Origin of the sequence: Pseudomonas sp. IT-P74 (assembly GCF_949768175.1) — a bacterium.
Lineage (GTDB): Bacteria > Pseudomonadota > Gammaproteobacteria > Pseudomonadales > Pseudomonadaceae > Aquipseudomonas.
The window spans coordinates 282,343-296,829 of record NZ_CATKQD010000077.1 but is presented as its reverse complement, the minus strand read 5'-3'; the positions used below and the strand labels follow the sequence as shown (position 1 = coordinate 296,829).

Here is a 14,487-nt window from a genome sequence, read left to right as displayed (position 1 = left end):
ACCCTTCGTTATTTGCAGTGCTGGACGACATCACTGCAACTGTCAGTCCAAACACGTAACGAAGGGATGGTCTGCACTGCCCGCAACCGCTCCAGCATCGGCCCCGTCAACACAACCTCATACGTATCCGCCGCCCGCCCCCACTGCTCCACAATGACCATCCCGTCCACCAGCGCCCCGGCCAATTCGGCAATCGTCCCGGCCTGATCCTCGATGATTTGTTGCGTCCGATCCCACACGCGATCAGTCATCGCTTTGAGCTGCGCCGCTATGCGTTCAGACGACGCTGGATCGGTATCGGGGTAGAGGATATTACGCAGCAGGTGCTGTAGCTCCCTGACTTTTGCGTAATCCTGTTCCGCCCCCTGCTCGCCTTTGAGGATGGCTGTCGCTTGCCGCTTATCGACGCGTTTTGCGGCTAAAGGTTTTGAAGGCAGGGTCTGCGCCATTGCGCCAGCCAGGAGCACCATCATCCGGGCTTCCAGGTATTCCTTCATGGCTTCCATCGACAAAATTGACCGCACCAAGTTGATGGAGGCCCCCCCCTTATGTCTAAGGTCCATGGTCACTGTCAGGCTCACCCCACCCGTTTCAAATCCCAGGGCGCGGGCCACCACGTAGTGCCCCATTTCGTGATGGGCGATCTGCAATGCACGGTCCCGTACAGCGGCAGGCAGCTTTATTGTCATGTCCTTGGCCTCTCACCCTAGACAGCATCAATCTTAGTCGATTGCCTACTCTCTTTCGGCCACAAGCGTCGCGTCGAACGAGCCTGTAACATGCAGGACCATTGATTCACGCCTCTGGAGCCACGCCGTTGCCCGACACTCGCCCCCCTGTTCTCGATGAAATTGACCGCCAATTGATTGCCGCCCTGCAGATCAACGCCCGCGAGAGCGTGGCCATGCTCGCCCGACAACTGGGCATCGCCCGTACCACCGTCACTTCGCGCCTGGCGCGGCTGGAAAAGGCCAAGGTGATCACCGGTTACGGCGTGCGCCTTGGACAGCGTGTGGTGGATGGCGGGTTGCAGGCGTATGTGGGGATAACCGTGCAACCGCGTTCCGGCAAGGAAGTGTTGCGACGCCTGAGCGCGATGGCGCAGGTGCAGCAGTTGTGTGCGGTGAGTGGCGAATTTGATTATGTGGCGTGGTTGCGCACCGATTCGCCGGAGCAACTCGATCAGTTGCTGGATCAGATTGGCAGTGTGGATGGGGTGGAGAAGACCACGACGTCGATCATCTTGAGTAGCAAGATTGATCGGGGGCAGCCGGTTTGACATTCCAATTCAGGTTTCATGGGTGTCTGAGCTGACGCTATCGCGAGCAGGCTCGCTCCTACAGTGAGCAGTATGTATCGACAGATCGTCACTTTGATCAATTAACTAGCAAAACGACGACACTTTGCGTCTTATTAACGTGCTCCGTGCTCTCTAGAATGGCTGGCATCTTTTCCTATACTCAGATGCGCATTCCGCGTCGGGTCGCCAGCAAGGTCAGCCATGAACAAGAACAATCGCCATCCTGCAGACGGTAAAAAGCCAATCACCATTTTTGGCCCGGACTTTCCTTTCGCCTTCGACGACTGGATCGAACACCCGGCCGGGCTGGGCAGCATTCCCGAGCACAATCACGGTGCCGAAGTGGCGATTGTCGGCGGCGGGATTGCCGGCCTGGTGGCGGCGTATGAGCTGATGAAGCTGGGCCTGAAACCGGTCGTCTACGAAGCCTCGAAAATGGGCGGCCGCCTGCGCTCCCAGGCGTTCAATGGCGCCGAAGGCATCATTGCCGAACTGGGCGGGATGCGCTTCCCGGTGTCGTCCACCGCGTTCTATCACTACGTCGACAAACTGGGTCTGGAAACCAAACCTTTCCCTAACCCGCTGACACCCGCGTCGGGCAGCACAGTGATCGACCTCGAAGGTCAGACCCATTACGCACAGAAGCTGTCGGATCTTCCTGCATTGTTCCAGGAAGTGGCTGACGCCTGGGCCGATGCCCTGGAAGCCGGCTCGCAGTTCGCCGATATCCAGCAAGCCATTCGCGACCGCGACGTGCCGCGCCTCAAGGAACTGTGGAACACCCTGGTGCCGCTGTGGGACGACCGCACCTTCTACGATTTCGTCGCCACCTCCAAGGCCTTCGCCAAGCTCTCGTTCCATCACCGCGAAGTGTTCGGCCAGGTCGGTTTCGGCACCGGCGGCTGGGATTCGGACTTCCCGAACTCGATGCTGGAAATCTTCCGCGTCGTCATGACCAACTGCGACGATCACCAGCACCTGGTGGTTGGCGGTGTGGAGCAGGTGCCACAGGGCATCTGGCGCCATGTGCCGGAGCGTTGCGCGCACTGGCCGGCCGGCACCAGCCTCAGCTCGCTGCACAACGGCGCACCGCGCACCGGCGTGAAGAAAATTGCCCACGCGCCGGGCGGCCGTTTCGCCGTCACCGACAACTGGGGCGACACCCGCGAATACGCGGCCGTGTTGACCACCTGCCAGAGCTGGCTGCTGACCACTCAGATCGAATGCGACGAAAGCCTGTTCTCGCAAAAAATGTGGATGGCTTTGGACCGTACCCGCTACATGCAGTCGTCTAAAACTTTCGTGATGGTCGACCGCCCGTTCTGGAAGGACAAGGATCCGGAAACCGGCCGCGACCTGATGAGCATGACCTTGACCGACCGCCTGACCCGTGGCACGTACTTGTTTGAAAACGGCAAGTTCGACAACGGCAACGACAAGCCGGGAGTGATCTGCCTGTCGTACTCGTGGATGAGCGATGCGCTGAAAATGCTCCCGCAGCCGGTGGAAAAACGCGTGAAGCTGGCCTTGGATGCGTTGAAGAAGATCTACCCGAAAGTCGATATCGCCGCGCGGATCATCGGCGATCCGATCACCGTTTCGTGGGAAGCCGACCCGCATTTCCTCGGCGCGTTCAAAGGTGCGCTACCCGGCCACTACCGCTACAACCAGCGCATGTATGCGCACTTCATGCAAGACGACATGCCAGTCGAGCAGCGCGGGATTTTCATCGCCGGTGACGACGTTTCGTGGACGCCGGCCTGGGTTGAGGGCGCGGTACAAACTTCGCTCAACGCGGTGTGGGGCATCATGAAACACTTCGGCGGTGCAACTCACGCCGAGAATCCGGGTCCAGGAGATGTATTCAACGAGATCGGACCGATCGCCCTGCCCGAGTAAGAGGATTCCGAAATGCGCGTAGCCCTTTACCAATGTCCACCGCTGCCGCTGGATGTCGCCGGCAACCTGCAACGCCTGCATCAGTTGGCGCTGGAAGCCAAAGGCGCCGATCTGCTGGTGCTGCCGGAGATGTTCCTGACCGGCTACAACATTGGTGTCGATGCCGTCAGCGTGCTGGCGGAGGTGCATAACGGTGAATCGGCGCAGCAGGTTGCGCGCATTGCCAAGGCGGCCGGGATCGCCATTTTGTATGGCTATCCCGAGCGCACCGAGGACGGGCAGATCTACAACGCCGTGCAGTTGATCGACGCTAACGGCGAGCGCATCTGCAATTACCGCAAGACCCATCTGTTCGGCGATCTGGATCACTCGATGTTCAGCGCAGGTGCCGATGAGTTTCCCGTCGTTGAACTCAACGGCTGGAAACTCGGTTTCCTGATCTGCTACGACCTGGAGTTTCCGGAGAACGCCCGACGTCTGGCCTTGGCCGGTGCCGAGCTGATTCTGGTGCCGACCGCGAACATGATTCCGTTCGATTTCGTCGCCGATGTCACCGTGCGCTCCCGCGCCTTCGAAAACCAATGCTATGTGGCTTACGCCAACTACTGCGGCCATGAAGGCGACATCCACTACTGCGGCCAGAGCAGCATCGCCGCACCGGATGGCAGCCGTATCGCCCAGGCAGGCCTGGATGAAGCATTGATCGTCGGTGAGCTGGATCGTCAGTTGATGGTTGATTCCCGCGCCGCCAATCGCTACCTGATCGATCGTCGTCCCGAGCTTTACGGCGACTTGAACAAGCGCTGACTCACTCTAATCCGCTAGCATTGGCACTTCACTGTTCTGGAAGTGCCCATGCCCGCGCCGAATCCCCTTCACCCCCACACTGAAACCCTGGCCAACGGCTTGCGGGTGACGCTGCGTCACGTCCCGAATTTGAAGCGCTGCGCAGCAGCGTTGCGGGTCGCCGCGGGCAGCCATGATGTGCCGCTGGCGTGGCCCGGCCTGGCGCACTTTCTTGAGCATCTGCTGTTTCTGGGGACTGAGCGTTTTCCTGCCGAGAAAGGGTTGATGGCCTACGTCCAGAGTCATGGCGGCCAGGTAAACGCGCGGACCAGCGAACGCACCACGGACTACTTTTTCGAATTGCCGCCTCAAGCATTCGTTGGTGGATTGGAGCGTCTGTCAGACATGCTCGCCCATCCGCGTATGAATCCGGACGATCAACTGCGGGAACGGGAAGTGCTGCACGCGGAATATGTCGCGTGGTCGCAGGATCCGACAGCGCAGCAGCAGTTCTCGTTGTTCAATGGCCTGGCCGAGGCTCATCCGCTACGAGGTTTTCATGCTGGTAATCGCGACAGTCTGCCGGTAGAGCAAACTGAGTTTCAGCAGGCGTTGCAGGATTTTCATCAGCACTTTTACCAGACCGGACAAATGACCCTGAGCCTGGTCGGACCGCAGAGCCTCAATGAGTTGAAGGCAATCGCCGAAGCCTTTGGCAGCGTCATCGCCACAGGCGAAACAGTCACGCAACAAGCGCCGATATCGTTGATGGATACGCCGGATAAAAGTTATCAACAGGCTGGCGAACGACGTCTGGAGCTGCTGTTTGCTCTCGAAGCACTGCCCGACCGTTCTGCAGAAGCGTTGGCGTTCCTGTGCCACTGGCTGAACCAGGCTAAAACCGGGGGCTTGCTGGTGGACCTGCGCGAGCGCGGGCTGGCCGATCACTTGAAAGCCCAACCGCTGTACCAGTTCGCCGGGCAAGCTTTGCTGCATATCGAATTCACCCTGCCCGCCGCCGACTCGGCAACAGGCATCCGCGAACGCCTGCTGGACTGGCTCAGGTTCTTTGCCAAGCAAGACTGGGACCGATTGCGCGCAGAGTACGCCTCCCTGCTCCAGCGCCAGCAGCAAATCAGCAGCGCCTTGCAACTGGCCCGACTGGACAGCGAACAACGCGAAGTCGGGTTATCCGAGCCGGGTGTTACAGCCCTCACGCAAATTCTCCAACAAATCGGCACGGTGGATAACTTCAGCGGCCCATGGCAACTGCCGGCACTCAACCCTTTCCTGCACTCCGAAGCACCAACAGCCAACGCCGGATTGATTCGCGGCCAGACCAGCGCCCACCGCGGCCTGCGCACTTTTGCCCAGGATCGCTCGCGCAGCCGTCGTGAACGTTCGCCAATGCACTTCAGCCAGGCATGGCCGGACAACGGTGCTGAAGGTGCGATTTATCTGCGCTGGCGTCTGGACTCGACTCCCGGCAGCCACCTTCAATCACGGCTGGAAAACCACCTGCAACCGTTGCGCGAAGACGCGCGTCAGGCCGGTGTGGATTTTTCCTTCAGTGCGTCGGGCAACGAATGGCTGCTCAAACTGAACGGGCTACAGGAGCCGATGCCCAGCATCCTGGAGCATGTGCTGAAAGAACTGACAAAACCTGATGCCGCCGTCTCACAAGCCGAATCGACCAGCGTTGCGTTGATACCGATTCGACAACTGCTCAAGGCATTGCCCGATCACTGCCTCGGGCACGCCGCGAACTCGGACGATGTGCAGCAACTCTGGTCGAGTGCGCGATGGGATGGGCTGGCCATCGGGTTATCGGCTCAGACTCAAGCAGCCATGGGCCTGGCCTTGAGCCGCATACCCGGCGCGCCGGACAATCAACTGACGCCGCCCTCGTCGATCCTTACACAGCATCTATGGAGCACTGTCGATACCGCTTCCAGCGAACACGCCTTGCTGCTGTTCTGTCCGACAGCCACCCAGGAAATGGCCGACGAAGCCGCGTGGCGTTTGCTCGCGCATGTCTGCCAGACCCCCTTCTACCAACGCCTGCGGGTGGAACTTCAACTCGGCTATGCGGTGTTCAACGCCCTGCGGCAGATTCACGGGCAAACCGGGCTGCTGTTCGGTGTGCAATCGCCAAACATTGCGCCGGTGGAGTTGCTGCAACACATCGAGCAATTCCTGAATCGATTGCCGGAACTGATCAACGCACTCGACGACACCGCTTTCAACGTTCAACGCCAAGCCCTGGCGGATCAGTTTTCCAGCGCTGCGCTCACCACGGGTCAAGCGGCCGAATTGCTCTGGCAGGGCAAGCTGGCCGGCCGTTCGTCGGATTATCTGACGCGCTTGCCCGAGGCCATTGTGCGCATTGACCGGACCGCTCTACTGGCTGCGGCCCGACGCCTGAATCAGGCCGAGGGTGGCAGGCTGTGTCTTGCCAACAGTCTTGCCCCAGGTACGCCGTGGCAAGCGGCAAAATGATCATTACCGAGGCTGCAAGGAGCTTTCTCAAAGTTTCACGGACAATCCCTTTGAAATTTTGAGTAACATAGCCGCCTAACTAGCCTAACTATCTGGAACATCTCTGATTTGAGGTGGACTATACCTATAGATAGCGCTGTCCCACCCCACTTGAAGGAGTTCAACTTATGGCCTGGACCAAACCTGCCTACACCGACCTGCGTATCGGCTTTGAAGTCACCATGTACTTCGCCAGCCGCTAATCTGCTTAGGCAGACTGCAGCTAACGCCTCGGTTATCCGAGGCGTTTTATTTTCAGCGTTGAAATGATGGAGCGTCCATGTTTGTCCAGATTCTAGGTTCCGCTGCCGGCGGCGGCTTCCCCCAGTGGAACTGCAACTGCGTGAACTGCGCGGGCTTTCGCAACGGCAGCCTGCGGGCCAAGGCACGGACGCAATCGTCCATCGCGATTTCCGACGATGGCGTGAACTGGGTGCTGTGCAACACCTCCCCGGACATCCGCGCCCAACTCCAGAGCTTCGCCCCGATGCAACCGGGCCGCGCCCTGCGCGATACCGGGATCGGCGCGATCATCCTGATGGACAGCCAGATCGACCACACCACCGGCCTGCTCATGCTGCGCGAAGGCTGCCCGCATCAGGTCTGGTGCACCGACATGGTCCACGAAGACCTGAGCACCGGTTTTCCGCTGTTCACCATGCTCAACCACTGGAATGGCGGGCTGACCTGGAATCGTATCGAACTCGACCAAAGCTTCAGCGTACCGACATGCCCGAACCTGCGCTTCACCCCGCTGCCTTTGCGCAGTGCCGCGCCGCCCTACTCACCGCATCGCTTCGACCCGCATCCGGGCGACAACATCGGCCTGATCGTCGAAGACCTCAACACCGGCGGCAAACTGTTCTACGCACCGGGCCTGGGCAAGGTGGATGATGCGCTTCTGGAAATCATGGCCGGCAGCGATTGCCTGCTGGTGGATGGAACCTTGTGGGATGACGATGAAATGCGGCGGCGCGGCGTCGGTACTCGTACTGGGCGCGAGATGGGACACCTGGCGCAGAACGGCCCCGGTGGGATGCTTGAAGTGCTGGAGCAACTGCCCAACCAGCGCAAAGTACTTATCCACATCAACAACACCAACCCGATTCTTGATGAGGATTCGCCGGAGCGCGCAGAACTGGATCGGCGCCAGGTGGAAGTTGCGTATGACGGCATGAGTATTGTGTTGTAAGTAGCCGAGACCGCTGTGCGGTCTATCGCTAGCAGGCTAGCTCCCACAGAGGTATGCGTTTCAACTGTGGGAGCTAGCCTGCTAGCGATAAGGCCAGCTCAGGCACCAAAGATTTCAACGGTTGTACACCGGAGAACCGCCATGACCGACACCCCGATGTCCCCCGCCGAATTCGAAGCGGCCCTGCGCGCCAAGGGCGCCTATTACCACATCCATCACCCCTATCACGTGGCGATGTACGAAGGCCGGGCCAGCCGCGAACAGATCCAGGGTTGGGTCGCCAACCGTTTCTACTATCAGGTGAACATCCCCCTGAAGGACGCGGCGATCCTCGCTAACTGCCCGGACCGCGAGATCCGCCGCGAGTGGATTCAGCGCCTGCTCGACCACGACGGTGCGCCCGGTGAAGACGGCGGCATCGAAGCCTGGCTGCGCCTGGGCCAGGCCGTGGGCCTCGACCCGGATCAATTGCGTTCCCAGGAGCTGGTGCTGCCCGGCGTACGCTTCGCCGTGGACGCTTATGTCAATTTCGCCCGCCGCGCCAGTTGGCAGGAAGCCGCGAGCAGCTCGCTGACCGAACTGTTCGCCCCGCAAATCCACCAATCGCGCCTGGACAGTTGGCCCCAGCATTACCCGTGGATCGACCCCACCGGCTACGAGTATTTCCGCACGCGCCTGGGCCAGGCACGGCGTGATGTCGAGCACGGTCTGGCGATCACGTTACAGCACTACACCACCCGTGAAGGCCAGGAACGCATGCTGGAAATTCTCCAGTTCAAGCTGGACATTCTTTGGAGCATGCTCGATGCCATGAGCATGGCCTACGAACTGAAACGCCCGCCGTATCACAGCGTGACCGGGGAACGGGTCTGGCACAAAGGAATCACCTTATGAGTTTCGATCGCAGCAAGACCCCGACCTGGCGTCCCGGCTACCGTTTCCAGTACGAACCGGCGCAAAAAGGCCATGTGCTGCTATACCCGGAAGGCATGATCAAGCTCAATGAAAGCGCCGCGTTGATCGGCGGTTTGATTGACGGTGAGCGGGATGTCGCGGCCATCATCAATGAGCTCGACCGACAGTTCCCCGGCGTGCCCGAGCTCGGTGACGACATCGAGCAATTCATGGAGGTTGCCCGTGCGCAGCACTGGATCGAACTTGCCTGATTCATCGGTGCAAGTACCGCCCAAACCCGAGGTCGGCCTGCCGCTGTGGCTGCTCGCCGAGCTGACCTATCGCTGTCCGCTGCAATGCCCGTACTGCTCCAATCCGCTGGATTTCGCCGAGCAAGGCAAAGAGCTGAGCACCGAACAGTGGATCAAGGTGTTTCGCGAAGCACGAGAGATGGGCGCGGCGCAGCTCGGCTTTTCCGGTGGCGAGCCGCTGGTGCGCCAGGACCTCGCCGAACTGATTGCCGAGGCCCGCAAACTGGGTTTCTATACCAACCTGATCACCTCCGGCATCGGCCTCACCGAGCAGAAAATCAGCGACTTCAAGAAGGCCGGTCTCGATCACATCCAGATCAGTTTCCAGGCCAGCGACGAGCAGGTGAACAACCTGCTGGCCGGTTCGAAAAAGGCCTTTGCGCAGAAACTGGAAATGGCCCGGGCGGTGAAGGCCCACGGTTATCCGATGGTGCTGAACTTCGTCACCCATCGGCACAATATCGACCAGATCGACCGCATCATCGAGCTGTGCATCGCCCTGGAGGCGGACTTCGTCGAACTCGCTACGTGCCAGTTCTACGGCTGGGCACAACTCAATCGCGTCGGGCTTTTGCCAACCAAAGAGCAACTGGTGCGCGCCGAACGCATCACCAATGAATACCGAGCCAAACTGGAAGCCGAAGGGCATCCGTGCAAGCTGATTTTCGTCACGCCGGACTATTACGAAGAACGCCCGAAAGCCTGCATGAACGGCTGGGGCAGTATTTTTCTGACGGTCACGCCAGACGGAACCGCCCTGCCCTGTCACGGTGCCCGACAGATGCCGGTGCAGTTTCCCAACGTGCGCGATCACAGCATGCAGCACATCTGGTATGACTCGTTCGGCTTCAACCGCTTTCGTGGCTACGACTGGATGCCCGAGCCGTGCCGCTCCTGTGACGAGAAAGAAAAAGACTTCGGTGGCTGCCGCTGCCAGGCGTTCATGCTCACCGGTGATGCCAGCAACGCCGACCCGGTGTGCAGCAAGTCGCCACAACACGGCGTGATCCTCAAGGCCCGCGAAGAAGCCGAGAACGCCACTCAGACCATCGACCAACTGGCCTTTCGCAATGAACGAAACTCACGCCTCATCGCCAAAAGCTGAACCTTTCAGCGCTGCCAAAGCCGTGGCCGCCGGTATCGACTTTGCCGAACTGCAGGTCGGTCGGCAGGGCCTGTTCTGGAACGAGTACCGCCCCGAAGACGCGGCGTGCCGGATCTGGCATTGGCGCGACGATGCAGCGAAATGCCTGACGCCACCGGGGTTCAGCGTGCGCAGTCGGGTGTACGAATATGGCGGCGGCGCGTTTTGTCTGACGGATGACGGCATCGTTTTCGTCAACGAGGCCGACCAGCAGTTGTATCGACAATCCTTGCAAGGCGAAGCGCCCGAAAGGCTGACGTCCGGGGCATGCCGTTTTGGCGATCTGCAGTTCGCCAACGGCCAGGTGCTGGCGGTCGAGGAACATCGCGATCAACACCGACTGGTGGCGATCGATCTGTTCGATGGCGCACGTCACCTGCTGGTCGAAGGTGCTGATTTCTACGCCGCACCAACGCTGAGCCCTGATGCCCGGCGTCTGGCCTGGATCGAATGGAGTCGCCCGGATCAGCCATGGACAGCGACCCGCTTGATGGTTGCCGAACGCCTCGCCAACGGCGGCTTTGCCGAGGCTCGTTGTGTGGCGGGCGACGGCGTTCAAGAGTCAGTGCAACAACCGCGGTTTGATGCCAGCGGGTGCTTGTATTGCCTGACGGATCGCGCGGGTTACTGGCAGCCATGGAAAGAATCTGAAAAAGGCTTGAGCCCATTGCCAAGTGCGACCGCCGACCATGGCCCCGCGCCCTGGCAACTCGGCGGCAGCACCTGGTTGCCGCTGAGCGACGACAATTATCTGGCCAGTTGGACCGAAGGCGGGTTTGGCCGATTGGGCATAGGCGGCGATTCCAGCGCCGACTTCACCGGCGACTACAGCCGCTTCCGCCATCTCGCCGTGGATGAGCGGTTCATCTATTGCATCGCGGTATCGCCCGTCAGTTCAACCGCCGTGATCGCCATCGACCGCCAGAGCCGGCAAGTACAAGTGCTGGCCGGCGGCATCGCGCCGCTTGCTCCCGAACAGATCAGCCGCCCGCAAACCTTGCGCTACCCAAGCGGCTCAGGCGAAGCCCACGGCTTCTTCTACCCGGCGATGACCGGCGAGGCGAAACCACCATTGGTGGTGTTCGTCCATGGTGGCCCGACTTCGGCGTGTTACCCGATGTTAGATCCGCGTATCCAGTACTGGGCACAGCGGGGCTTCGCCGTGGCCGACCTCAACTATCGCGGCAGCAGCGGTTATGGCCGGGCCTATCGTCAGGCATTGCATATGAGCTGGGGTGATGTGGATGTCGAAGACGCTTGTGCGGTGGTCAGCCATCTCGCCGAGCGTGGTTTGATCGATGGCACTAAAGCGTTCATCCGCGGCGGCAGCGCCGGCGGCTACACCACCCTCTGCGCCTTGGCCTTTCACAACGTGTTCCGCGCCGGCGCCAGTCTGTATGGGGTCAGCGACCCGGTGGCGCTGGGCCGCGCGACCCACAAATTCGAAAGCGACTATCTGGATTGGCTGATCGGCGATCCGCAGCTGGATGCCGAACGTTACGCCGCCCGCACACCACTGTTGCATGCCGGCAACATCCGCGTGCCGATGATCTTCTTTCAAGGAGAACTGGATGCCGTGGTCGTCCCGCAACAGACCCGCGACATGGTCACGGCATTGCAGGACAACGGCATCCTGGTCGAAGCGCATTACTACGCCGATGAACGCCATGGCTTTCGCAAGGCCGGCAATCAGGCCCATGCGCTGGAACAGGAGTGGTTGTTTTATCGGCGGGTGATGGATTCAATGGACTGAAGCCCGCGCTCATTGCCGAAACGGTGGCGCCTCAATCGCGAGCAGGCTCGCTCCCACAGGATTTGTGCACGCCACAGAACCTGTGCGAGCCTGCTCGCGAATGCGATTTACCTGCCGACGCTCAACTCAGCGCTTGGCGATGATGTATACCGCATGCACGATCCCCGGAATGTAACCGCACAACGTCAGCAGAATATTCAGCCAGAACGCCCCGCCGAATCCTACTTGCAGAAACACACCCAGTGGCGGCAACAGGATGGCGATGATGATGCGAATAAAGTCCATGGGGCAGCTCCTGATTGGGGTGAATTCGTTCGAGCCTACAGCTAATCGACCTGTGCCGTTTGTCAGGGTTCAGCCCGATTCCTCAGGCCAGTATCTCCAGGCCGTGTTTGCGCACGACACTCAGCAACTTCAACGCCATGCCACTGGGGTGCTTATCCCCGGCTTCCCATTGCTTGACCGTGGAAGCGCTGGTGTTCAGGTAGCGTGCGAACACCGGTTGGCTGACATTGTTGCGCTCACGCAATGCCTTGATCTCTTGCGCGGGAATTGCATCCGGTACCGTTGCAAGACAAGACTCATCGAACTCACGCATGGTCGCCTTGCTGATTGCACCGATGGCGTACAAGGCACTGGCCGATTCGTGGATCGATTCCGATAGCTCACTTTTGAATTTTTTACTCATTTGGTATCTCCACAAACTCCTTTGCATCCAGCAAGCGCTGAATTTCCATTTCGGTCAGTCCACCATATGTCTTGGCCAACTCTCGCAAGTCGAGCAAATGCCTGGGACTGATATTGCTCTGATCTTTCTTTGCGTACAGGAACTGATAGACCCAATGAGCACCGCCCTTCGCCAGAATAATCGAGCGATGGCGGTTGGCATTCAAACGCTTCTTCCAGACCCCACCGCCCAAATTGTCAGCCTGACCATTGAGCATTTCGGTGAATGCCTCCCAGAGTTCGTCATCACCGATCCAGGCCTTGGCAGCCTGCATTGCGAAGCGCTTTGTCTTGAACAGCCTTGGTGACATCGGCATCCCTTCCATAAAACATACCACTCAGTGGTACAGAAATCAAAACCAACGCGACAGCAATACCGTTTCGCTGGCACCGGCACTCCCTGCCGATGCACGCTAGAAAGCCATTGATGTGCTAACCGCTCAAGCCGAAATTGCCTTTGGAAAAGACCAGCCACAAAAAAACGCCCCACGCCAAAAGTGTCGGGCGTGAGGCGTGCGTATTACCGCGAGACGGTTCTGGAATGTGTGCAGGGCGCGTCTGATCAGACGGCAATCCCTTTGCGGCACTGCAACTGCGCGGTGCGTACTCGGGAGAAGGCCCGCGTCAGGCGCAGGAGCATTTCATCGATGTTGGCGTTGCTGACATTGAGCGCAGGGGTAAAGCGCAGGCAGTCGGGTTGTGGGGCATTTAGCAGCAAGCCTTCGTACAGCGCGGCCTTGACCACCGCGTCAGCGGAGTCGTCCGACAGCGTCAGCCCCCAAAGCAGCCCTTGTCCGCGCAACTCGCCGTGACCGTAACGATGGGCCAAACGCCCCAAGCCTTCACGCAGGTGTTGCCCGGCTTGTGCGACGTGTTTGAGGAAAGCCTTGTCCTGCACGGTATCGAGCACCGAAAGTCCCGCCGCGGTCATCAACGCATTACCGTGATGAGTGCCTGTCACCTCGCCAATATCGAAACAGCAAGCCTTGCCCCGCGCCAGCAGCGCGGCCAATGGCACGCCGCCGCCCAAGCCTTTGCCGAGCACGACGATATCCGCCGTGACGGCGCAGGACTGTTCCGCGAGCAAGGTGCCACAACGGCCAATGCCGGTTTGCACTTCGTCAAGGATCAGCAAAATGCCGAGTTCACGGCACAAGCGTTCGACGCCCTTGAGGTAGTGCGCGGTGGCCGGGATCACGCCGGCTTCGCTCTGGATCGGCTCGAGCATGATCGCCACGGTCCGTTCATCCACGGCCGCATGCAGCGCTGGCAGGTCATTGAACGGAACACGACTGAAGCCTGGCAATTGCGGCTCGAATCGGTTGGTCAATGTCGAACTGTCCGACGCCGAAATCGTCGCCAGGCTCCGGCCGTGACAACCGTTGTTGGCCACAATGATTCTCGACGCACCGCCGCGATGCCGTTGACCCCATTTGCGCGCCAGTTTGATCGCCGCCTCACAGGCTTCGCTGCCGGTATTGAGCAGGCAGGCCTGATCACTGCCGGTGCTGGCACACAGATGTTCGGCGAGGCTGAGCATGCCGCGGTTATGCAGGTCGAAACCCGGATTGATCAGCAATTGAGCCTGCGCAGTGATTGCATTGACCAATACCGAAGGGCTGTGACCAAGGCTGTTGGCCCCGCCGCCCTGGGAAAAATCCAGGTACGCACGGTCATCGCTGTCCCACAACCATGAACCCTGGCCACGCACAAACACCTGTTTCGGCCGTTCGACACTGGGCATCAAGTACCCGCTGGAAAGGTTAACGCCTTGGGATGGCCGGGAGGCGTCCATGACCAGATCATCAAGACTGGGAGGACTGCGGCGCAGACTGAACAGACTCATCTGACAAAACCTCTGATGAGGTTTTTTGCCTTACCTATGTAAATACCATCGAAGCAAAGGGTATTCATCGCGCTCTGTGGCCCTGTAAGCCCTGTGAA

Annotated in this window: 15 protein-coding genes; 10 read left to right on the top strand and 5 right to left on the bottom strand. The window is 59.7% G+C overall.

The genetic code is table 11. The annotated features are described in order from the left end of the window. Positions 1-8 precede the first annotated feature (8 nt). On the bottom strand, positions 9-689 hold the full coding sequence (locus ACM6J5_RS25575; protein ID WP_414929571.1) for a peptidase M41: 681 nt from the start codon (positions 687-689) through the stop codon (positions 9-11). A gap of 128 nt (positions 690-817) precedes the next feature. On the opposite strand from ACM6J5_RS25575, the gene ACM6J5_RS25570 reads away from it, so the two are divergent. The 10 genes from ACM6J5_RS25570 (at position 818) to ACM6J5_RS25525 (ending at position 11,817) form a co-directional block, all read left to right on the top strand. Continuing rightward, the gene (locus tag ACM6J5_RS25570; protein ID WP_007980298.1) at positions 818-1,279 is read left to right on the top strand and encodes an Lrp/AsnC family transcriptional regulator; all 462 of its coding nucleotides are present in this window, start codon (positions 818-820) and stop codon (positions 1,277-1,279) included. A gap of 222 nt (positions 1,280-1,501) precedes the next feature. Continuing rightward, the gene (locus ACM6J5_RS25565) at positions 1,502-3,199 is read left to right on the top strand and encodes a flavin monoamine oxidase family protein (RefSeq protein WP_150672015.1); all 1,698 of its coding nucleotides are present in this window, start codon (positions 1,502-1,504) and stop codon (positions 3,197-3,199) included. Between the two features lie 12 nt (positions 3,200-3,211). Continuing rightward, positions 3,212-4,006 (top strand): carbon-nitrogen hydrolase family protein, encoded by a 795-nt coding sequence (locus ACM6J5_RS25560; protein WP_414929570.1) that lies wholly within the window; start codon positions 3,212-3,214, stop codon positions 4,004-4,006. 48 nt (positions 4,007-4,054) lie between these two features. Continuing rightward, positions 4,055-6,484: a pyrroloquinoline quinone biosynthesis protein PqqF gene (pqqF, locus tag ACM6J5_RS25555; protein WP_414929569.1), complete on the top strand. Its 2,430-nt coding sequence runs from the start codon at positions 4,055-4,057 to the stop codon at positions 6,482-6,484. 167 nt (positions 6,485-6,651) lie between these two features. Next, entirely contained in the window at positions 6,652-6,726 is a 75-nt protein-coding gene (gene pqqA, locus ACM6J5_RS25550) for a pyrroloquinoline quinone precursor peptide PqqA (RefSeq protein WP_003444522.1), read from the top strand. Positions 6,727-6,803: 77 nt separating this feature from the next. After that, entirely contained in the window at positions 6,804-7,715 is a 912-nt protein-coding gene (gene pqqB / locus ACM6J5_RS25545) for a pyrroloquinoline quinone biosynthesis protein PqqB (protein WP_150672018.1), read from the top strand. A 141-nt stretch (positions 7,716-7,856) separates the two neighbouring features. Beyond that, positions 7,857-8,609, top strand: a complete 753-nt coding sequence (pqqC, locus tag ACM6J5_RS25540; protein WP_414929568.1) for a pyrroloquinoline-quinone synthase PqqC — start codon at positions 7,857-7,859, stop codon at positions 8,607-8,609. After that, the gene (gene pqqD / locus ACM6J5_RS25535; protein WP_090451769.1) at positions 8,606-8,881 is read left to right on the top strand and encodes a pyrroloquinoline quinone biosynthesis peptide chaperone PqqD; all 276 of its coding nucleotides are present in this window, start codon (positions 8,606-8,608) and stop codon (positions 8,879-8,881) included. Before pqqC ends, pqqD begins: the two co-directional genes overlap by 4 nt. Then, positions 8,853-10,025, top strand: coding sequence for a pyrroloquinoline quinone biosynthesis protein PqqE (gene pqqE / locus ACM6J5_RS25530; RefSeq protein ID WP_414929567.1), 1,173 nt, complete (start codon positions 8,853-8,855; stop codon positions 10,023-10,025). Before pqqD ends, pqqE begins: the two co-directional genes overlap by 29 nt. Beyond that, positions 9,991-11,817, top strand: coding sequence for a prolyl oligopeptidase family serine peptidase (locus tag ACM6J5_RS25525; protein WP_414929566.1), 1,827 nt, complete (start codon positions 9,991-9,993; stop codon positions 11,815-11,817). The genes pqqE and ACM6J5_RS25525 overlap by 35 nt, the downstream gene beginning before the upstream one ends. Before the next feature lie 126 nt (positions 11,818-11,943). Here ACM6J5_RS25525 and ACM6J5_RS25520 read toward each other — a convergent pair whose 3' ends face one another. The 4 genes from ACM6J5_RS25520 to ACM6J5_RS25505 form a co-directional block, all read right to left on the bottom strand. Beyond that, positions 11,944-12,102: a YqaE/Pmp3 family membrane protein gene (locus ACM6J5_RS25520; protein ID WP_003228885.1), complete on the bottom strand. Its 159-nt coding sequence runs from the start codon at positions 12,100-12,102 to the stop codon at positions 11,944-11,946. 82 nt (positions 12,103-12,184) lie between these two features. Continuing rightward, positions 12,185-12,505 carry a helix-turn-helix domain-containing protein gene (locus ACM6J5_RS25515; RefSeq protein ID WP_414929565.1) on the bottom strand — a complete coding sequence of 107 codons (321 nt, stop codon included), beginning with the start codon at positions 12,503-12,505 and terminating at the stop codon, positions 12,185-12,187. After that, complete coding sequence (locus tag ACM6J5_RS25510; RefSeq protein ID WP_414929599.1) at positions 12,498-12,854, bottom strand: type II toxin-antitoxin system RelE/ParE family toxin; 357 nt, start codon at positions 12,852-12,854, stop codon at positions 12,498-12,500. The genes ACM6J5_RS25515 and ACM6J5_RS25510 overlap by 8 nt, the downstream gene beginning before the upstream one ends. Positions 12,855-13,105: 251 nt before the next feature. Next, complete coding sequence (locus ACM6J5_RS25505; RefSeq protein WP_414929564.1) at positions 13,106-14,389, bottom strand: aspartate aminotransferase family protein; 1,284 nt, start codon at positions 14,387-14,389, stop codon at positions 13,106-13,108. Positions 14,390-14,487 lie beyond the last annotated feature (98 nt).